Source organism: Nocardia sp. SYP-A9097 (assembly GCF_009649815.1).
Lineage (GTDB): Bacteria > Actinomycetota > Actinomycetes > Mycobacteriales > Mycobacteriaceae > Nocardia.
Window position 1 is genome coordinate 191,737 of the sequence record NZ_WJIC01000007.1, and the last position, 19,079, is coordinate 210,815.

A 19,079-nucleotide genomic window follows, 5' to 3' on the forward strand; every position below is an offset into this window, starting at 1 on the left:
GTTTACGTGCGATCTTGACCGCACCGCAACGAAGCCGGTCACACGGTGAGCGGTATGCCCGGATTCAGCACGCGCACTTCCGTCTCCGGCGCGAGATCGCCTGCCGCATCGCGATATAGATCCGGGCGATTGCGCTCGGACTTGGTCATGATGCGATCGCCCAGCGGACCGCTGGTGAAGGCGTAGTGGATCGGCACCGCCAGGCGCGGGCGCAGCGCGTGGGTGAGGTCGGCGGCCTCCACCGCATCCATGACGACCCGGTGATTCAGGATGGGGCGAATGCGCAGACCATTGATGGGGAGCAGGGCCAGATCGATCTCCGGGAAGCGGCGGGCGACCTCGTCGAGTTCGGGAATCCGCAGCGTATCGGCCCCGAAGAAGACGGTGTCGCCCTCGGCGCGCAGTACGAAAGTCACTTCGGGGACACCGTGTTTCGCGGGTGCGGCTGTCACCTCGACGGGGCCGAGGTGGGTGCGCTGCCAGGGCGCGAGCTCGGTGACATTGCGGAAGCCCGCCGCCCGGACCTTCGCGGCCAGGCCGGGGACCACCGCGAAAGGCACTGTCTTGTCCGGATATCCGATCAGGGCATCCAGATCGCAGTGATCGTAATGACCGTGGCTGATCACAATGCCCGCGAGCTCGGGCAGGTCGGCGGCGGTGGCGATACTGCGCGGCTCGCCCTGGTAGTAGAAGCGGCGTTCGGAGAACCAAGGGTCGGTGAGGATGCGCGCACCGCCGAAATCGAGCAGAACGCTGGCGTGGACGACGCGGGTAACTGTGAGCATGAGCACTTCCTTAACAAGACAGTCGTCTGCTTACATATGTAAGTAGACGACTGTCTTGCTATGCTGTCAAGGTGTCGGACAAACCCATTCGCAGCCGTAATCGCCGTGGCGAAGGCGCGCGCCTGCGCGATGAACTCGTCAGCGCGGCCAGCACATTGCTCGAAGATCTGGACGGTCAGGAAGCGCTGTCGCTGCGCGCCGTGGCCAGGGCGGCCGGAATCGCGCCACAGAGCGTCTACCTGCATTTCAATGACAGACGCGAACTGCTGACCGCCGTGTACCAGGTCCGATTCGGCGAGTTGCATGCCGCGTTGGCCACCGCCCGCGATGCTGTCCCGAAAGATGCTGCCGCCGAACGACTCTCGGCAATCTGCCACGCCTATATCGACTACGGCACCCGGAACCCGGGCCATTACCGCGTACTCTTCGGCACCGCGGGCACCCCCGGCTGGGAGCCGACCGAAGGGCAATTGCCCGGACTGCCGACCATCCAACTGCTCATCGAGGCCGCCGCGGACTGCGGGAGCACCGACCCGAACGCCACCGCGGTATGCCTCTGGGCGGCCATGCACGGCCTGATCACGCTGCGGCAGGATCGCCCCAGTTTCCCCTGGCCGCCATTGGAGACACTCGTGCGAACCATGGTGGACGCCCACCTCGCCGCGGCGGACTGACCCATTCGTCATCCCGGCGCGCGTTCGGCCGGGATCCACCTCGGGCTGTGGATCCCGGCCGAAAACGTGCCGGGATGACGGGGGGATGGACCGCCGAAGTATCGGGGGCCACGGCGCGCCGGAGGACGAAGGGGTGCGAAGTCGCTGTCGGGCTAGGTGGTGTCGGTCGGGTGAGGCACGATGGAGCGCGTGACCTCGACCGACGCGACCAGAACCGGAACCTCCAGCGACCTGCGGGAGGATGCCGAGCGGTTGTTGCGCGAACTGGCCGGGCCGTCCGCGCGCTTGCGCGAGGATCAGTGGGTGGCCATCGAGGCGCTGGTGGTGCAGAAGCGGCGGGCACTCGTCGTGCAGCGCACCGGGTGGGGTAAGTCGGCGGTGTACTTCATCTCCGCCAAGCTGTTGCGGGCGGCGGGGCGCGGGCCGACGGTGATCGTGTCACCGCTGCTGGCGCTCATGCGCAATCAGGTGTCCTCCGCCGAGCGCGCGGGAGTGGTTGCGGCGACCATCAATTCGGGCAATGTCACCGAATGGGACGAGATCCACGCGCAGGTCGCGGCGGGCGAGGTGGACGTGCTGCTGGTGAGCCCGGAGCGGCTCAACAATCCCGACTTCCGGGATGCGGTACTGCCCAAGCTGGCCGCCGATGCCGGACTCGTGGTGATCGACGAGGCGCACTGTGTCTCGGACTGGGGTCATGATTTCCGGCCCGACTATCGCCGAATCCGTACGCTCATAGCCGATCTCGGCTCCGATGTGCCGGTACTCGCCACCACCGCCACCGCCAATGACCGCGTGGTCACCGATGTGGCGACCCAGATCGGCACGGACACACTGGTGCTGCGCGGCGGCCTGGACCGCGAATCCCTGCATCTGTCGGTGGTGCGCATTCCCGACGCGGTGGAGCGCACCGCCTGGCTGAGCCGCAAACTGCACGAATTGCCCGGCAGCGGAATCGTTTACGCCCTCACCGTAGCCGCCGCCCACGACCTGGCCGATGTGCTGAACTCACACGGCCATCACGTCGCCGCCTATACCGGCCAGACCGATCCCACCGAGCGCGAGGCCCTGGAGGCGGCGCTGCTCAACAATGAGGTCAAAGCGCTCATCGCCACCTCGGCCCTGGGCATGGGCTTCGACAAACCCGATCTCGGCTTCGTCGTGCATGTCGGCGCGCCCTCCTCCCCCATCTCGTACTACCAGCAGGTCGGCCGTGCGGGCCGTGGCACCGAACGCGCCGAGGTGGTGCTGCTGCCCGGGCCGGAAGACCGCCAGATCTGGAGCTACTTCGCCTCGGTGGCCTTCCCCCGCGAGCACATCGTCCGCTCGGTGCTGGCGGCCTTGAATACCGATCGCGCACTCTCGACCGCGGCACTCGAACCCCTGGTGGAGCTCAATCGCTCCCGCTTGGAGATGGTGCTCAAAGTCCTCGATGTGGACGGTGCGGTGCAGCGCGTGCGTGGCGGCTGGATCAATACCGGCCAGCCCTGGGAGTACGACACCGAACGCTATGAGCGCCTGAGCATTGCTCGAAATGCCGAGCAGCAGGCCATGATCGACTACCAATCCACCGATGCGTGCCGGATGAACTTCCTGCGCGGCCAACTCGACGATCCCGGCCTGCGAGCCGACTCCCCCGGCTGTGGCCGCTGCGACAACTGCACCGGCACCCGCCAGAACACCGCCGTGGATGCCACCGATCTGGCCGCCATTCGCGCCCGCCTGGATCGCCCCGGTATCGACCTCGCACCCCGCAAACAGTGGCCCACCGGTATGGCCAAACTCGGAATCTCATTGTCCGGCAAGATCACCCAGGGTGCGGAGACCGGCCGTGTACTCGGCCGCCTCAGCGATCTCGGCTGGGGTCAGCGCCTGCGCGCCCTCCTCGATGCCCCCGACGCCCCCATTCCGGATGAGGTCTTCCGCGCCTGCACCACCGTGCTGCGCGAATGGGATTGGGCCGATCGCCCCACCGCGGTCATCGCCCTGGAGTCCCCCGGCCGCCCCAAGCTCACCGCATCCCTCGCGGCCCGCCTCGCCGAAGTCGGCCGGCTGCGCGATCTCGGCACCATGTACCTGCGCCCCGATCTGCCACCGGTCTCGGCCGTCAACTCCGCACACCGTGTGGCCGCACTCCACAATGCTTGGGAGACACCGGATCTCACCGGCGTAGACGGCCCTATCCTGCTGGTCGACGCCCTCACCGATACCGGCTGGACCTTCACCATGGCGACCCGCACGCTCCGCGCCGCGGGCGCGGACGCCGTCTTACCCTTCGCCCTCGCGACGCCCTCGTAACCGTTCGGCACCTCCCGAGACGCGCCGAGGGTCCCGAGTCACCCGGTGCCGCAACAGCAATCGCGGCATCAGGCGTCTTTGGCGAGCCCTCGATCCTTCAGGCCGTCGAGGGATTCGACGTACTGGAGCATGAGCCGGGCGAAGTCGAGCCGATCCCGCTCGGACCAGTCCGCGGTGATGTAGTCGAAGGCATCGCGCTGATGCCTGCGGAATCGGTCCATCAATGCCAGGCCGTCGGAGCTCAACTCCAGCACCGTGCGGCGGCCGTCCTGCTGGGAGGCGGCGCGCACCAGGTACCCGGCCTTGATGTTGTCGCTGACCATGCGACTGGCCACCGACGGGTCGGTGCCGAGTAGTTCGGCGACCTTGCCGACCGTCACTTCCGCGCCGGGCCCGTGACTGTTCTCCGCGACGATATTGAGCACCAGTGTGCGGCTCAGATCCTTTGCGGAGATGGGGTTCTCGACCTCCAGCAGGTTGGTTCGGCGCAGCTTCGCGAACGCCGGACCCACGGCATTGAGCAGGTCATCGGCGGTTCGTGTGTCCTTCGCTGTCATATGGCCATCGTATATCCATGAAATTTCGAAGACATGTGTTGACACGCAATCGTGTGCATGACAACATACATATGTACACAAACACGGAACACTAGCCAGATGGAGCACCCCATGACCACCCTCATCACCGGAGCCCGCGGCAAGGTCGGCCAGGCGGTTATCGCCCGCCTGCACGCCGCCCACCTGCCCGTCCGCGCCGCCAGCGCCGACCCGGCCGAACTCACCGTCCCCTCCGGAGTCGAGATCGCCGAACTGCGCCTGGACGCCCCCGAGACCTTCGACGCCGCCCTCGAAGGCGTCCGCCAGGTTTTCCTCTACCCGAACCCGGAGGGCATCGACGCCTTCCTCACCGCCGCCGAGTCCGCCGGGGTCGAGCACATCGTGTTGCTCTCCTCCGCCTCGGTGCTGGCTCCCGACGCCGCGAACGACCCCATGGGCAAGCACAATCTCGCCGTCGAACAGGCGCTGCTCGCCTCCGGCCTGCCCACCACCCTGCTGCGCGCCGGCGCCTTCGCCAGCAACGCACTCGGCTGGAGCTGGCCCATCGGCAACAACCAGCCGATCCGGCACGCCTTCCCCGACGCGGGTATCGCGCTCATCCACCCCCTCGATATCGCCGATATCGCCGTCGCCGCGCTCACCGGCACCGAATTGCGCGGCCGCGCACTGGCTCTCACCGGCCCGCAGACGCTGACCTTCCGCGAGCAGCTCGCCATCGTCTCCACCGCGATCGGCCGCGAGGTCCCGCTCGTCACCATCACCCGCGATGAGGCCGCCGCAGATATGGCGCAGTACATGTCGCCCGACTACGCCGGCTCGCTGCTGTCCTTCTGGGCCGCCGCCGACGCGCAGCCCGAAACCATCTGTGACACCACCGAATCCCTGCTCGGCACGCCCGCCCGCACCTTCGCGCAGTGGGCCGGCGAGAACGCGACCGCGTTCTCCCGCAACTGATTCCGGTCTCGCCCCGGCGAGACCCCTCTCCCCCAAGGCATTTCATGTCCTCCCCGGCCCTCCAGCCCAGCACCGACGCTCCGGAGACGCGACGCATGATCCGCGCCCGCTGGGCCGTACTCGCCGTCATCCTCTTCGCCGAAATCCTCGATCTACTCGACTCCACCATCACCACCATTGCCGCCCCGACCATTGCCGCCGATCTCGGCGGCGGCGCGGCCCTGATCCAATGGCTCGGTGCGGCCTACGCACTCGCCATGGGCGTACTGCTGGTGGTCGGCGGACGACTCGGCGACAAATTCGGCCGCCGCCGCCTGTTCCTGATCGGCATCATCGGCTTCACCCTCGCCTCGGTCGCCTGCGGACTCGCCTTCGGCCCCGCCGCGATCATCGTCTTCCGCCTGCTACAGGGCGCTTTCGGCGCACTACTCATCCCGCAGGGCTTCGGCATTCTCGGCGCGATCTTCCCCCGCGACGAACTCGGCAAGGCGTTCGGCGTCTTCGCCCCCGCCCTCGGACTCTCCGCCATCTGCGGACCCATCCTCGCCGGATTCCTCATCGACGCAGACCTTTTCGGGCTCGGCTGGCGTTCCATGTTCCTGATCAATATCGTGCTGGGCGGTCTCGCGACCGCTCTCGCGGTCAAACTGCTACCACGCGATTCCGGTGATCGCACGGTGAGCATCGACGGCCTCGGCTCCACGCTGCTCGCCGCCGCCATGCTCGGCGTGCTCTACGGCCTCATCGACGGTCCGGCCAATGGCTGGACCGCCCGCCCCATCCTCGCGCTCGCCGCCGGATCCGTCTTCTTCGCCGGGTTCTGCCTGCGTCAGCGTCACGCCGCCGCACCGCTCATCGAACCCTCACTACTGCGCAATCGCGGCTTCACCTCCGGCCTGCTGCTCGGCCTGGTCTACTTCGCCGCCACCTCCGGACTGCTCTATGTGCTCTCGCTCTTCCTGCAGGATGTACTGGGCCGCACGCCGACCCAGGCCGCGATCGCCCTCGCCCCGCTCGCCATCGGCATTATCGTGGCCTCCATCGCCACCCATCAGCTACTCGAACGCCTGGGTCGCAGGCTGGTTCTGATCGGCCTGCTGCTCACCCTGACCGGCAGCCTCATCCTCTACGCGCTCATCGATCAGCGCGGCGCGGACCTGTCCGGCTGGGTGCTCATCGCGCCCATCCTGCTCACCGGCCTGGGCCTCGGCGCCTGCTTCGGCACCATCTTCCGGGTCACCCTCGGCACCATCGATCCCGTCGAATCCGGCAGTGCCAGCGGCACGCTCTCAGCGGTACAGCAGCTCGCCAACAGTATCGGCGCGGCCGCGGTCACCACCGTCTACTTCCACACCTCCGGCGGCGCGCCCACCAGCCTGCTGGTCATCGCCGCCCTCACCCTCGCCTGCTGTCTCGTCTACCGGCTGCTGCCCGAACACGCCGCCGCCGAATCACACTGAAGGACAAGGATTCCCATGAAGCCCATCGGCTACTGGCTCAATCGCACCGATCGCGCCATCACCCACTACATGAACAATGCCCTCGCCGAATTCGGCCTCACCCGGCTCGCCTGGCAGGTCCTCAATGTCGTCCGCGATGGCGGCGACGTCGCCGACGACGCGGTGCACAGCATCCTGGTCGCCAATGCCGATACCGCCGATCTCGACACCGCCATCAGCCTGGTGCTCACCGACGGCTGGGTCTCCCGCCCGGCCCCCGCACACCTCGCCCTCACCGATCACGGCCGTGAACGACTCGTCGAGGTCGGCGAACGGATCAATACCTTCCGCGAGGTCTCCCTCGCCGGCGTCACAGATGACGAATACCGCACCGCCGTCTCGGTTCTCGAGCGTATGACCAGCAATCTCGAAGCCCGCGCGTAGGCTCAACCCATTCGATTGCCGAGCATTCCAGTCCCCGAAACCGGTTGGAGTTGATCATGGCGTCCACACCCGCGAAAGTTCCGCCGCTCCCCCTGCTGCGCGCACTCGGATGGTTCCGCGACGGTCTCGCGGCCGTCCACCGGCGGCTGGTACCCGGGCATATCGCCCTACTCGAATTGAATATGACCGGGTTCCTCACCCAGGCCATCAATGCGGCGGCCGAACTCGGGATCGCCGACGCACTACGCGACGGGCCCCGGAAACCGGAGGAACTCGCCCGGACCCTCGGCGTGGACGAGGACGCACTGCGGCGGCTCATGCGGCTGCTGATCAGCTTCGACGTCTTCACCCAGCGGCGCAATGGGGCCTACACGCTCACCGGCATCTCACAGGCGCTCCGCAGTGATGCGGAGGTCACGCTGCGAGACATATTCCTGTTCTTCGGCTCCGGATTCCACCGCAAACACTGGACGCATCTGGCCGACGCGGTGCGCACCGGACATTCGGTCGGGCCCGCGCTGGACGGGATGCCGTTCTTCGAATACGCCGCCGCGCACCGGGATATCGGAGACATGTTCGACAGGGCCATGACCAGTGTCAGCACCCTGAGTACCGAACCACTGTTCGCCGCATACGATTTCGGGCGCTTCGACACGCTCGTGGATGTGGGCGGGGGGCACGGCAGCCTGCTCACCGAAATCCTGGAACGCACCGCCGCCGGGCGCGGCATCATCTTCGATCTGCCCGAGGTCGTCACCGAACTACCCGCGCAGATTACGAAACTCGGCCTGGCGGAACGGCTTTCGGTGCAGACAGGATCATTCTTCGAGGCCGTGCCCAAGGGCGGGGACGCCTACATTCTCAAACACATCATCCACGACTGGTCCGATGCGGAGGCCGAACGCATTCTGCGCACGATGCGCACCGCCATGGAACCCGATGCGTGCGTACTCATCATCGATATCGTGCTGCCCGGTCACCAGCGCCCGCACGCCGGAAAATTCATCGACCTGGAGATGCTGGTCAATGCCACCGGCCGGGAACGCACCGAACAGGAGTTCCGGAACCTGTTGGCCCGCAGCGGTTTCACCCTCACCCGCATCGTGCCCACCGCCGCCCCGGAATCCGTGCTGGAGGCCCGCCCGGCACGCTGATCTCCCCCGGCGGTGATCGGCCCCCTTGCGCCGATCACCGCCAGCACGGGTACGTGCCGTAGCACCGGAATCCTCGGACAACCGCCGCACCCGAGGCGTCCAACACCACAACACAACCCAACCCGGCGCACCCATTCGCCACCGGGGTGATCACCCCGGCGCTCAAGCCGGGCGCTGCAGGCGCTGCGAGGGCGGAGCAGCTCTTCGTTCCTGCGTACCGAGAACATTCGCCGCGCGGTCCGTCCACCCGGCCGCCATTTCGGCCAGGTCGTACCAGGCGGCGTGCACCTGTTCATCCGAGACCCGGTCCACCGTTCTCAGCAGATGCACCGCGTACACGTGCGCGGCGGCCATGGCGTCGATGAGCGAACCGAGGGATTCGGTGCGCGTTCCCCTCCGCCGCACCCGTCTCGCCACCCACTCATCGATGAAAGTGACTGTCCGGGCGCGCCGTTCATCGACGGCACGGGTATCGGCCGCACCAGGATCACCGCGTTCCGCGCCACGCTCCAAATGCAGTTCGGCCAGGCCACGAGCCCAGCGGGTGACGGGATGGTCGTCGGACTGGTCGCCTATATGACCGCAGAAGGCGGCCAGCAATTCGTGCCAGTCGGGTAGTAGGGGGCGGTGCGCGAAGACATTGTCACGGCCACTCGCCCACGACAGCTGGGTGTCGTCCGGTTGCGGTATGTACATACCTACCTCCACGGCGGTGCGGGCGCACCCGGCGCCGCGGGCGGTCACCGGACCGCGAGCCCGGCGCGGCAAGGGCGGACCGCGCCGGATCCTGGCGACCGCGTATCGGCGAAGGGCACATCTACGATGCGGCGCCGGGTGCAAGTTCCAGGATGCGCCGCAAACCCGTCCCGCCCACTGCCCTTTCCATGGCCTTCCGATGCCCCTGAGTCGCCGCGCCGTGCCGACACGCACGGAAATACGCTATAAGCGACCGACCGGTTGGTGAAAGGTGCCGGGTCAGACCTTGACCAGATCGTCCGCGTGCACGACCGGGCGCTGCATACCATCCGAAAGTTCGCTCGTGGAGCGGCCTTTCATGGATTCCAGCTCTTCGCTGTCGTAGGCCGCTACGCCGCGCGCGACGATCGTGCCGTCCGGGGAGATCAGGTCGATTACATCGCCGCCGTAGAAGCGACCCGCGACCTTGGTGATGCCGGCGGCCAGCAGGGAGTGGCGGCGCTCGGCCACCGCCGAGACCGCGCCCGCGTCGATGTGGACCGCACCGTGGCTGTCGGCGGCGTGGCGGACCCAGAATTTGCGGGCGGAGAGACGGACCGGACGAGCGGCGAAGGCCGTGCCCACGGTTGCGCCGGAGAGCGCCGCGGCCGCATCGGAGGCCGCCGCCAGCAGGACGGGAACGCCCGCGTCGGCGGCCAGGCGCGCGGCGGAGAGCTTGGAGGCCATGCCGCCGGTGCCCAAAGCGCCTCCGCTGCCTGCGATTACGCCGTCCAGGTCGGCGCTGCTGCGCACCTCGGGAATGAAGTTGGCGGCGCCCTTGCGGGGGTCGCCGTCGTAGAGGCCGTCCACGTCGGAGAGCAGGATCAACGCGTCCGCGCCGACCAGATGGGCGACCAGCGCCGCCAGGCGGTCGTTATCGCCGAACCGGATCTCTTCCGTTGCGACGGTGTCGTTTTCGTTCACCACGGCGATAGCGTGCAGGGACCGCAGACGGTCCAGGGTGCGCTGGGCATTGCGGTGATGTTCGCGGCGGCCGAAGTCACCCGCGCTGAGCAGGACCTGTCCGACCACGCGGTCATAACGGGAGAACGAGGTACCCCAGGCGTGCGCGAGAGCCAGCTGACCGACGCTCGCGGCGGCCTGTTTGGTGGCCAGATCCTTTGGGCGCTTGGACAATCCGAGCGGCGCGATACCCGCGCCGATGGCCCCGGAGGACACCACCACCACATCGGATCCGGCGCGCATGCGGGCCTCGACGGCATCGGCCAGTCGATCCAGGCGTTCGGTCTCCAGACCGCCCTCGAGACTGGTCAGCGCCGAGGAGCCGATCTTGACGACCACACTGCGCGCCGTCGCGATGGCCTGCCGGGCCGCGCTCAGCTCCGACTCCACCCGCGTGATACTCGAACTCACCTGCACCACACCTCAATTCGCCCGCGGTACGGTACCGCCGCCTCGAATCACTATCACCCGCACCGGTATTCGCGCGAATCCCGGTGCGGTCGTATTGCTATCCCTCGTTGTCGATCAGGCCGCGGCGCGCCCGCGAGGCGTGCTTACGCTCGGCCGCGCCGATGCGCTCGGTCTGATCCAGGCGCGCGTCCGCGCCACGGCGGGTCATCATGGTCTCCACACCGGCGGAGATCTGCGGCTCCCAATCGAAGTAGAAGTCGCCGATGGTCACCGGTGCGCCCGGCTCCGCGCCGAGCTTGACCAGCTCCTCCTCGATACCGAGGCGAGCCAGGCGGTCGGCCAGGTAACCCACGGCCTCCTCATTGTCGAACTGGGTCTGCGCCACCCAGCGCTCGGGCCGCTCACCGGTGACGATGAAGCCACCCTCGACCTCGGGATCGCGAATAACCTGGAAACCGCTGTCGCCCTTGATAACCGGACGGATGACCGCGCGCTTGGCCTCGGCCTTGGGATGCTCCTCGCGGTACTGCCGAATCATCTCCGCCAGCGCGAAGGTCAACGGCCGCAGGCCCTCCCGGCTCACCGCCGAGATCGTGAACACCGGCCAGCCACGCTTCTTCAACTCCGGAGTCACCATCTCCGCGAGCTCGGCGGCATCGGGCACGTCCGCCTTGTTGAGAATGACCACGCGCGGCCGGTCCGCCAGATCGCCCAGTCCCTCATCGCCCTTCAGCGCGGGCTGGTACGCGGCGAGCTCGGCCTCGAGCGCGTCGATATCGGAGATCGGATCGCGACCCGGATCCAGAGTCGCGCAATCCACCACGTGCGCCAGCACGGCGCAGCGCTCCAGATGCCGCAGGAAGTCCAGGCCCAGACCCCGGCCCTCGCTCGCGCCCGGAATCAGACCCGGCACATCGGCCACGGTGAAAGTGGTCTCACCCGAAAGCACCACACCGAGATTCGGCACCAGCGTGGTGAACGGGTAATCGGCGATCTTCGGCTTGGCCGCGGACAACACCGAAACCAGCGAGGACTTACCGGCCGACGGGAAGCCCACCAGGCCCACATCCGCCACCGACTTCAGCTCGAGAACCAGATCCCGCTCCTGGCCCTCCTCGCCGAGCAGCGCGAAACCGGGAGCCTTGCGCGCCTTGGACACCAGCGCGGCATTGCCCAGCCCGCCCCTGCCACCCAGCGCGGCGACATACTGGGTGCCGATGCCGACCATATCGGCCAGCACCTCCCCCTCGGGAGTCATCACGACGGTGCCGTCCGGCACCTTCAGCAGCAGCCCCTCGCCGCGCTTACCACTGCGATCATTGCCCTCACCCGGCTTGCCGTTGCCGCCCCTGGCATGCGGGTGGAAGTGGAAGTCCAAGAGGGTGTGGACGTTTCCGTCGACCTCGAGGATGACGTCACCGCCATTACCGCCATTACCGCCATCGGGTCCGCCCAACGGCATGAACTTCTCTCGGCGTACCGAGGAACATCCGTGCCCACCCTTGCCCGCAGCCACGTGCAGCACCACACGGTCGATGAATTTGGACATATCGGTGATCATCCTCCTTCAGGACAGTCGGCTCGCTATCGCACGGCCAAGGCTGGCACGTGTTCGTATCAGTCTGTGAAAACAGCGAAGCGGGCCAGGGCTATTTCAACCCTGACCCGCGTCGCGAAGTGCGTGTGGATTAGCTCCAGTGCGGCATCAGGCCGACACGGGCTCCGGAACCACGATGTTGATGGTCTTGCGACCACGCTTGGTGCCGAACTGCACCGAACCCGCCGCGAGGGCGAACAGCGTGTCGTCGCCGCCACGGCCGACGTTCACGCCGGGGTGGAAGTGCGTACCACGCTGGCGAACCAGGATCTCGCCGGACTTGACGACCTGGCCGCCGAAGCGCTTGACGCCGAGCCGCTGGGCATTCGAATCGCGACCATTGCGCGAGCTGGATGCACCCTTCTTATGTGCCATTTCAGAACTCCTCGTGCCGGGGTGACGAACCCCAAGTCGGATTACTTGATGCCGGTGACCTTCAGGACCGTCAGCTTCTGACGGTGGCCCTGACGCTTGTGGTAGCCGGTCTTGTTCTTGAACTTGTGGATACGGATCTTCGGGCCCTTGGTCTGCTCGACCACCTCGGCGGACACGGAAACCTTCGCCAGCTTGTCAGCATCGGTGGTCAGCTCGGCGCCATCAACCAGCAGCACCGGCGCCAGCGACACGGAAGTGCCCGGCAGACCCTCGATCTTCTCGACCTTCACCAGGTCACCAACCGCGACCTTGTACTGCTTTCCGCCGGTCTTGACGATTGCGTACGTTGCCATCGGTCGGCTGCCCTTCTTCCTGTAGTACTACACGGCTGATCCACCGGCTTTGCACCGGGAACCGCCGAATGACTGGTCTGGTATTCACCGCCGCCTCGGGCCTGAAGGTTCACATTGGAACCGGACCCTCGTTCTCACAGCGCATTTGCCGAAACATGCGGCAGAGCACTGTCGCCGGGGGCAGCGACTGTCCAAGAGTACAGGACTGGCCCGGGGCGTCCAAACCGGGGGTTCTGCGCACCTGAACGGCGATGAAACCCGCCTGGCCTGGGCGTCTGACACACACCGCCTCCACCTCCGACGGAGTGTGGCCCCACCGTTGCTACGGCGGGGCCACACTCGCTGTCAGAACAGAGCGGTCAGTTCTCGCCCTCTGGAGCGCCCGCAGGACGTCCGGCGGCGCGACGGCGCGGACGAGCCCGCGGCGTCACCTCCACGGGAGCCAGATCCGCGAGGGACAGGCTCGGAGCCTGCGGCTGATCCGCGCTGGAGAGCACGAAGACCGCGCCCTCACTGGCCGAGGCCGGGGCGGTGACCGCACGGGCCACCCGGCGACGGCCGGCCCGGCGGGCGGGCTGGGAGGAGACCTGCGCGGTCACCTCCGGCTCGGACACCCGCGCGGATTCGGCGGCCTGCGCCTGATCCACCAGCACCGCGGCCGCGGCGGCGGCCACTTCGGCCTCCTCCTCGACCACGGTGTCCGCGGCCTCGGATTCGACTGTGCGCGGGGCGGTTCCGTTGGTGCCGTTGGCCGAAACGTGCACCGGCTCGGCACTGGCCGCGGCCTCGGCGACCGCTTCCGCACCGGCGACCGCGGCTTGCGCCAGGGCCTGCTGGGCGTAGGCCACCTCATCGGCGACCTGATCGTCCTCGTCGTTGTACGCCTCGTCGTGATGCAGATCATCGTCGTGGTGCGCGGCCATGGCGAGCGCGACCGGATGAGCGCGCCGGGCGGCGGCCTTCTCCTTGCTCTCCGCGGTCTCCACCTCGACCACCGGGGCGGCCTCGACCACGACCGGCGCCTCGGGCGCGGCATTGCCGCGGTCCTTGCGGCGGCGACGCGAACCCTCGCGACGGCCGACGCCGCCCTCCTCGACCGGAGCCGATTCGACGGGGTAGTTGTGCACGATCAGACCGCGACCGTGGCAGTGCTCACAGGTGCTGGAGAACGCCTCGACCAGGCCGGTGCCCAGCTTCTTACGGGTCATCTGGACCAGGCCCAGCGAGGTGACCTCGGAGACCTGATGACGCGTGCGATCGCGGCCCAGGGCCTCGGTCAGCCTGCGCAGCACCAGATCTCGATTGGACTCGAGGACCATATCGATGAAGTCGACGACGATCATGCCGCCGATATCGCGCAACCGCATCTGGCGCACGATCTCCTCGGCCGCCTCCAGATTGTTCCGGGTGACGGTCTCTTCCAGGTTCGAGCCGCCCGCACCGGTGAACTTGCCGGTATTGACGTCGATGACCGTCATGGCCTCGGTGCGATCGATCACCAGGGTGCCGCCCGAGGGCAGCCACACCTTGCGATCCAGGGCCTTGGCCAACTGCTCGTCGATCCGCAGGCTGCCGAACACGTCGACGCCGTTGTTGTCGTGCTTCTGCACGCGGACAAGCAGATCCGGGGCGACCGTGCGGACGTAGTTCTCCACGGTCGTCCAGGCGCGCTCACCCTCGATGACCAACTTGGAGAAGTCCTCGTTGAACAGATCGCGAACCACCTTGACCAGCAGGTCGGGCTCTTCATACAGCGTCTTGGGCGTATTCGAACCGCCCTTGGACTGCTCCTCGATGGAACGCCAAGTCTGTTGCAGGCGTTCGACATCGCGCGCCAGCTCGTTCTCTTCCACACCCTCGGACGCGGTGCGGATGATGACGCCCGCGTCCTGCGGCACGATATCGCGCAGGATCTCCTTGAGCCGCTTGCGCTCGGTGTCCGGCAGCTTGCGCGAGATACCGGTGGAGGTACCGCCCGGCACGTACACCAGGAAGCGACCGGCCAGGCTGATCTGCGTGGTCAGGCGGGCACCCTTATGTCCCACCGGATCCTTGGAGACCTGCACCAGCACGGTGTCACCGGGCCGCAGCGCCTGCTCGATCTTGCGCTCCCTGCCACCGAGTCCGGCGGCCTCCCAATTCACCTCGCCCGCGTACAGCACGCCATTACGGCCACGGCCGATATCGACGAACGCCGCTTCCATGGACGGCAGCACATTCTGCACCTTGCCCAGGTAGACATTGCCCACCATGGACGCCGACCCGGTGCTGGTCACGAAGTGCTCGACCAGCACGCCGTCCTCGAGCACCGCGACCTGCGTGGTGGAGGTCGGGTGATCGGCGAAGTGCTTGTCGCGCACCACCATTACCCGGTCCACCGATTCCCGGCGGGCCAGGAATTCGGACTCGGTCAGGATGGGCGGGCGACGGCGACCGGCCTCGCGACCGTCCCGGCGACGCTGACGCTTGGCCTCGAGTCGAGTCGACCCGCTGATGCCCTGCACCTCGTCGGGATTGCTCTCCTTCGCGGCGGCGCGGCGCTTACTGCGCGGCTCACGCTCGTGCACGACGGTGTTCGGCGGATCGTCGTCCGCCACCTCGGGCTCGTTCTCGGTATCGTCCCCGCCCTTGCGGCGACGGCGGCGACGGCGGCGACGGCTGCTCGAACCCTCCGGCACGGCCGAATCGTCGGCGTCGTCCTCGGACTCCTCGGCTTCGGCCTCGGCATCGGCGCGCAGCTGATCCTCGATCTCGGGATCGATCTCGCCGTTCTCGTCATCGGGATGCTGTTCGCCACGACCCCGGCCACGACCGCGACGGCCGCGACGACGCCGGCGCGAGGCACCGTCTCCGCGCTGTTCGCCGCCGTCCCAGTCCTGCTCGTCATCGGATTCGTCGGCGGCGGTCTCCTCGGCGGCCTTCTCCTCGACAGCCTTGGTCTCGACCCGGACCTGCTCCTCGACCTTGGCCTTCTCGGCCTTCTCCGCGCGCGGCTTGTCCTCGCGGACCTGCTCCTCGCGGGGCTTGTCCTCGACCTTGGGCTTGCGCTCGGTGCGCAGCTTGCGGCGGGTCTCCTCCGCGGCGGCCACATCGGGCGAGAGGAACAGCGGTGCCGCGACGGGCGCGGACGGCTGATAGACCACCGGCTCCTCGACCGGCAGCTCCGGCTGCTGGAACGGGCTGGTGAAAAGTTTGGGGGCGCGTTTGCGCGTGGGGGTGCTGACCGCGGCCTCGGCGGCCTCCACCTCTTCGGCGGCGAGTTCATCGGCGGCGAGCTCGTCACCCGCGATGATGGCCTCGTCGACGGTCGCGGGCACTTCGACCGAGCGCGGCCCGAAGGCCTCGCGAACGGTTTCGGCGACCGTGCGGTCCAGACTCGATTGGGGGCTGCGGGCTTGCGCGCCCATCTCGGTCAGGTGGGCCAGGATACGTTTGCTGGTGGTGCCCAGCAGCTTCGCCAGTGCGTGCACTCGGATCCGTTCCGGCAACTGTTCGGCAGCCGAGACGGTGTCCGCGGCCTCCCCGTCGGCGTTCACCTGTGTTGCTTCCTGCGGCTCTTTTTCGGCCACGAAATCTCCTTGGGCCCCCGGGCGCGTCCCTCCGAAGAGTGACAGAGTGACGCGGCCGACGCGGGGGCACTGTCTTCGCCTCGCGCCCTCAGGGGCGCGAGATCAATGGTCTGCGCGCCGCGTGCCCGTTATCACGTTTTTCTCGTCGTTCGGGCTAACTGGTCACGTGGCGCCTGGGTGGTTTGGCTCAACCCCACCACACGAGCGTTCATCCAGCGTGCGAGCCGACAACCGAGTCTTTGAAGCCGTCGGCGGCAGCGATGATCGTCCGTCGTGCCGTGGTGTCAATCAGAGGTGGCACTCACCTGCCGCTAATGACGGGCAGTGACCACTTCCGGTGCCAGTATCCCACATGACGCCGCTGCCCCCGCAGCGGCGCACAAGAGTCCCCGGGTTCGGGACTTGGTCAGTACGTGAATTCGGGGAACCAGAGCGAGATTTCGCGCTTGGCGGACTCGGGCGCGTCCGAGCCGTGAACCAGGTTGTACTGGGTCTCCAGGGCATAGTCGCCGCGAATGCTGCCGGGGACGGCCTTCTCGACCGGATCGGTGCCGCCGGCGAGCTGGCGGAAGGCGGCGATGGCGCGGGGGCCTTCGAGGACGGCCGCGATGACCGGACCCGAGGTGATGAATTCGATCAGCGATCCGAAGAACGCCTTCTCACGGTGCTCGGCGTAGTGCGCCACGGCGATCTCTTCGGAGACATTCACCTGCTTGAGCGCCGCGATCTTGAGACCCTTGCGCTCGATGCGAGTGATGATCTCCCCGATCAGGCCGCGGGCCACGCCGTCGGGCTTGATGAGTACCAACGTCTGCTCAGTCACGGGCGTAGCCTAGCTCCCCCGCCTCCCCGGAACTTAAACGCCCAACTAAGAGCCCCAACAGTCCCATTCGCGTACCGGCGGTTGAGTGCCCCTTGGGCTATGGACGTCCCCCCGGAGTTACCCCGACCTCGCGAAATCAGCCGTTGCGTCGGATCAGGCTCCGGACATTCGCTGGCTGGGGAGCAGGCCCGCCTCTATGCGCTTACGGACATCGGCGCGCAGGAACAGGATGAAGAGCCAGACCGCGGCGAAGACCACACCGATGACCAGGATGGACAGGTGGATGAAACCGCCTGCCAGCAGGGCCGCCTGCAGGGTGAGGTTGAAGGGCATGGCCCAGGGGCGGCGCTGGACGCCCGCGCCCAGGAACATGAGCACCGCGAGGCCGACCAGGTAGAGGACGGACCACCACTTCAGGCCGCCGCCGACCGCGCCGACCACGGGTAGCGCGAGCAGCACGGTGATGGCCTCGAGGACGAGGGTTCCGGCCATGACGCCGCGGAAACCCTTCCACGGGTCGGTGGTGGGTTCGGGTACGCCTGCGGGCACCTCGGCACTCATGCGGGGTCCTTTCCGAACAGTGAGCGGGCCGTCCCGGCGGTGACGACCGATCCGGTGACCACGATGCCCGCACCGGAGACCAGTTCGCCACTCTCGCCTTCTTCGGCGAGCGCGATCGCGGTTTCGATGGCGTCGGTGAGGTCGTTGGCCACCGCTACGCGCTCGTCACCGAAGCGTTGTACGGCGAGGTTGGCGAGATCGTCCACGGGAAGGGCGCGGGGAGAACCGTTCTCGGTGACGACGATTTCGTCGAGGATGGGTTCGAGGGCGTCCAGGATGCCCGCGGCGTCCTTGTCCCCGAGGACCGCGACGACTCCGACCAGTTTGCGGAAGTCGAATTCGCTGGTGAGCGTTGCCGCGAGGGCCTGTGCGCCGTGCGGGTTGTGCGCGGCGTCGATGAAGATGGTCGGCGCGCTGCGCATGCGCTCCATCCGGCCGGGGCTCTGCACGGAGGCGAAACCTGCTCTGACGGCATCGATATCGAGTTGCCGGGATGCGCCCGCGCCGAAGAAGGCTTCGACCGCGGCGAGTGCGAGCACGGCATTGCGGGCCTGATGCTCACCGTGCAGCGGCAGGAAGATGTCGTCGTAGACGCCGCCGAGGCCCTGCAGTTCCAGGACCTGGCCGCCGATGGCGACGCGGCGGGTCAGGACTCGGAACTCCGAACCTTCGCGTGCCACAGCCGCATCCATGTCGACGGCGCGGCGCAGCAGGACTTCCATGACTTCGGGCTGCTGTTCGGCGATGACCGCGACGGTGTCGCGCGGAACCAGTTCGTCGGCCGGGGCCTTCTTGATGATTCCGGCCTTCTCCCCCGCGATGGACCCGAGGTCCGAGCCGAGGAAGTCGGTGTGGTCCAAGCCGATCGGGGTGATGACAGCGACCTGGCCGTCGATCACATTGGTGGCGTCCCAGGTGCCGCCCAGGCCGGTCTCGACGACGGCGACATCGACGGGCGCCTCGGCGAATTTCGCGTAGGCCATGGCGGTGAGCACTTCGAACTTGCTCAGCGCCGGGCCGCCGGACGCGATGGACTGTTTGTCGACCATCTCGAGGAACGGCAGCAGTTCGCGGTACAGCTCGACGTACTGGCCGGGCGTGATGGGCGCGTTGTCGATGGCGATGCGCTCGGTCGCCAATTGCAGGTGCGGGCTGGTGATTCGCCCGGTGCGCCGGTGCAGGGCGGTGAGCAGCGCGTCGATCATGCGGGTGACCGAGGTCTTGCCATTGGTACCCGCGATATGGATTGCCGGGTAGCCGTGCTGCGGCGAACCCAGCAGATCCATGAGGGTGGCGATGCGGGTCAGCGAGGGTTCGATCTTGGTCTCGGGCCAGCGCTTGTCGAGTTCGGCTTCGACCAATGCCATTTCTGCCAGATCCACCGGGG

General features: G+C 67.4%; 17 protein-coding genes. 6 read left to right on the forward strand and 11 right to left on the reverse strand.

Going from position 1 to position 19,079, the window contains the following annotated elements:
* Positions 1-38: 38 nt before the first annotated feature.
* Positions 39-785: an MBL fold metallo-hydrolase gene (locus GFY24_RS17145; protein ID WP_153806048.1), complete on the reverse strand. Its 747-nt coding sequence runs from the start codon at positions 783-785 to the stop codon at positions 39-41.
* A 71-nt stretch (positions 786-856) separates the two neighbouring features.
* Between GFY24_RS17145 and GFY24_RS17150 the strand changes: the two genes are divergently transcribed.
* Together GFY24_RS17150 and GFY24_RS17155 are read left to right on the forward strand one after the other, a co-directional pair.
* The gene (locus GFY24_RS17150; RefSeq protein ID WP_153806049.1) at positions 857-1,459 is read left to right on the forward strand and encodes a TetR/AcrR family transcriptional regulator; all 603 of its coding nucleotides are present in this window, start codon (positions 857-859) and stop codon (positions 1,457-1,459) included.
* Between the two features lie 180 nt (positions 1,460-1,639).
* Positions 1,640-3,757 (forward strand): ATP-dependent DNA helicase RecQ, encoded by a 2,118-nt coding sequence (locus tag GFY24_RS17155; RefSeq protein ID WP_153806050.1) that lies wholly within the window; start codon positions 1,640-1,642, stop codon positions 3,755-3,757.
* A gap of 68 nt (positions 3,758-3,825) precedes the next feature.
* Here the strand turns inward: GFY24_RS17155 and GFY24_RS17160 are convergent, their stop codons facing one another.
* Entirely contained in the window at positions 3,826-4,314 is a 489-nt protein-coding gene (locus tag GFY24_RS17160; protein ID WP_153806051.1) for a MarR family winged helix-turn-helix transcriptional regulator, read from the reverse strand.
* A 111-nt stretch (positions 4,315-4,425) separates the two neighbouring features.
* Between GFY24_RS17160 and GFY24_RS17165 the strand changes: the two genes are divergently transcribed.
* The 4 genes from GFY24_RS17165 to GFY24_RS17180 are packed head-to-tail and all read left to right on the forward strand — an operon-like array spanning position 4,426 to position 8,305.
* Complete coding sequence (locus GFY24_RS17165; protein ID WP_153806052.1) at positions 4,426-5,268, forward strand: NAD(P)H-binding protein; 843 nt, start codon at positions 4,426-4,428, stop codon at positions 5,266-5,268.
* 44 nt (positions 5,269-5,312) lie between these two features.
* Positions 5,313-6,728 carry an MFS transporter gene (locus GFY24_RS17170; RefSeq protein ID WP_153806053.1) on the forward strand — a complete coding sequence of 472 codons (1,416 nt, stop codon included), beginning with the start codon at positions 5,313-5,315 and terminating at the stop codon, positions 6,726-6,728.
* Positions 6,729-6,743: 15 nt separating this feature from the next.
* Positions 6,744-7,151 (forward strand): MarR family winged helix-turn-helix transcriptional regulator, encoded by a 408-nt coding sequence (locus tag GFY24_RS17175; protein WP_153806054.1) that lies wholly within the window; start codon positions 6,744-6,746, stop codon positions 7,149-7,151.
* Positions 7,152-7,207: 56 nt separating this feature from the next.
* Positions 7,208-8,305, forward strand: a complete 1,098-nt coding sequence (locus tag GFY24_RS17180) for a methyltransferase (protein ID WP_153806055.1) — start codon at positions 7,208-7,210, stop codon at positions 8,303-8,305.
* Between the two features lie 162 nt (positions 8,306-8,467).
* Here the strand turns inward: GFY24_RS17180 and GFY24_RS17185 are convergent, their stop codons facing one another.
* From GFY24_RS17185 to GFY24_RS17225, 9 genes are all read right to left on the reverse strand, one after another.
* Positions 8,468-9,001: a DUF4254 domain-containing protein gene (locus GFY24_RS17185; protein ID WP_194852903.1), complete on the reverse strand. Its 534-nt coding sequence runs from the start codon at positions 8,999-9,001 to the stop codon at positions 8,468-8,470.
* A 279-nt stretch (positions 9,002-9,280) separates the two neighbouring features.
* Positions 9,281-10,381: a glutamate 5-kinase gene (gene proB, locus GFY24_RS17190; RefSeq protein ID WP_153806232.1), complete on the reverse strand. Its 1,101-nt coding sequence runs from the start codon at positions 10,379-10,381 to the stop codon at positions 9,281-9,283.
* Between the two features lie 130 nt (positions 10,382-10,511).
* Entirely contained in the window at positions 10,512-11,963 is a 1,452-nt protein-coding gene (gene obgE / locus GFY24_RS17195) for a GTPase ObgE (RefSeq protein WP_153806056.1), read from the reverse strand.
* Positions 11,964-12,119: 156 nt separating this feature from the next.
* A complete protein-coding gene (gene rpmA, locus GFY24_RS17200) occupies positions 12,120-12,386 on the reverse strand; it encodes a 50S ribosomal protein L27 (RefSeq protein WP_153806057.1) in 267 nt (88 codons plus the stop codon).
* Between the two features lie 41 nt (positions 12,387-12,427).
* The gene (rplU, locus tag GFY24_RS17205) at positions 12,428-12,739 is read right to left on the reverse strand and encodes a 50S ribosomal protein L21 (protein ID WP_067568881.1); all 312 of its coding nucleotides are present in this window, start codon (positions 12,737-12,739) and stop codon (positions 12,428-12,430) included.
* 359 nt (positions 12,740-13,098) lie between these two features.
* Positions 13,099-16,308 carry a translation initiation factor IF-2 N-terminal domain-containing protein gene (locus tag GFY24_RS17210; protein ID WP_375336056.1) on the reverse strand — a complete coding sequence of 1,070 codons (3,210 nt, stop codon included), beginning with the start codon at positions 16,306-16,308 and terminating at the stop codon, positions 13,099-13,101.
* Positions 16,309-16,714: 406 nt separating this feature from the next.
* The gene (gene ndk / locus GFY24_RS17215; protein ID WP_309230958.1) at positions 16,715-17,131 is read right to left on the reverse strand and encodes a nucleoside-diphosphate kinase; all 417 of its coding nucleotides are present in this window, start codon (positions 17,129-17,131) and stop codon (positions 16,715-16,717) included.
* 153 nt (positions 17,132-17,284) lie between these two features.
* A complete protein-coding gene (locus tag GFY24_RS17220; protein WP_194852904.1) occupies positions 17,285-17,692 on the reverse strand; it encodes a DUF4233 domain-containing protein in 408 nt (135 codons plus the stop codon).
* Complete coding sequence (locus GFY24_RS17225) at positions 17,689-19,059, reverse strand: folylpolyglutamate synthase/dihydrofolate synthase family protein (RefSeq protein ID WP_153806237.1); 1,371 nt, start codon at positions 19,057-19,059, stop codon at positions 17,689-17,691. The genes GFY24_RS17220 and GFY24_RS17225 overlap by 4 nt, the downstream gene beginning before the upstream one ends.
* Positions 19,060-19,079 lie beyond the last annotated feature (20 nt).

Excerpts from the sequence above, each read along its gene's own strand:
- GFY24_RS17145 (WP_153806048.1), bottom strand. The coding sequence starts at position 785 with ATGCTCACAGTTACCCGCGTCGTCCACGCCAGCGTTCTGCTCGATTTC.
- GFY24_RS17155 (WP_153806050.1), top strand. The coding sequence starts at position 1,640 with ATGGAGCGCGTGACCTCGACCGACGCGACCAGAACCGGAACCTCCAGC.
- GFY24_RS17160 (WP_153806051.1), bottom strand. The coding sequence starts at position 4,314 with ATGACAGCGAAGGACACACGAACCGCCGATGACCTGCTCAATGCCGTG.
- GFY24_RS17165 (WP_153806052.1), top strand. The coding sequence starts at position 4,426 with ATGACCACCCTCATCACCGGAGCCCGCGGCAAGGTCGGCCAGGCGGTT.
- GFY24_RS17170 (WP_153806053.1), top strand. The coding sequence starts at position 5,313 with ATGTCCTCCCCGGCCCTCCAGCCCAGCACCGACGCTCCGGAGACGCGA.
- GFY24_RS17175 (WP_153806054.1), top strand. The coding sequence starts at position 6,744 with ATGAAGCCCATCGGCTACTGGCTCAATCGCACCGATCGCGCCATCACC.
- GFY24_RS17180 (WP_153806055.1), top strand. The coding sequence starts at position 7,208 with ATGGCGTCCACACCCGCGAAAGTTCCGCCGCTCCCCCTGCTGCGCGCA.
- GFY24_RS17185 (WP_194852903.1), bottom strand. The coding sequence starts at position 9,001 with ATGTACATACCGCAACCGGACGACACCCAGCTGTCGTGGGCGAGTGGC.
- obgE (WP_153806056.1), bottom strand. The coding sequence starts at position 11,963 with ATGTCCAAATTCATCGACCGTGTGGTGCTGCACGTGGCTGCGGGCAAG.
- rpmA (WP_153806057.1), bottom strand. The coding sequence starts at position 12,386 with ATGGCACATAAGAAGGGTGCATCCAGCTCGCGCAATGGTCGCGATTCG.
- rplU (WP_067568881.1), bottom strand. The coding sequence starts at position 12,739 with ATGGCAACGTACGCAATCGTCAAGACCGGCGGAAAGCAGTACAAGGTC.
- GFY24_RS17220 (WP_194852904.1), bottom strand. The coding sequence starts at position 17,692 with ATGAGTGCCGAGGTGCCCGCAGGCGTACCCGAACCCACCACCGACCCG.
- GFY24_RS17225 (WP_153806237.1), bottom strand. The coding sequence starts at position 19,059 with ATGGCATTGGTCGAAGCCGAACTCGACAAGCGCTGGCCCGAGACCAAG.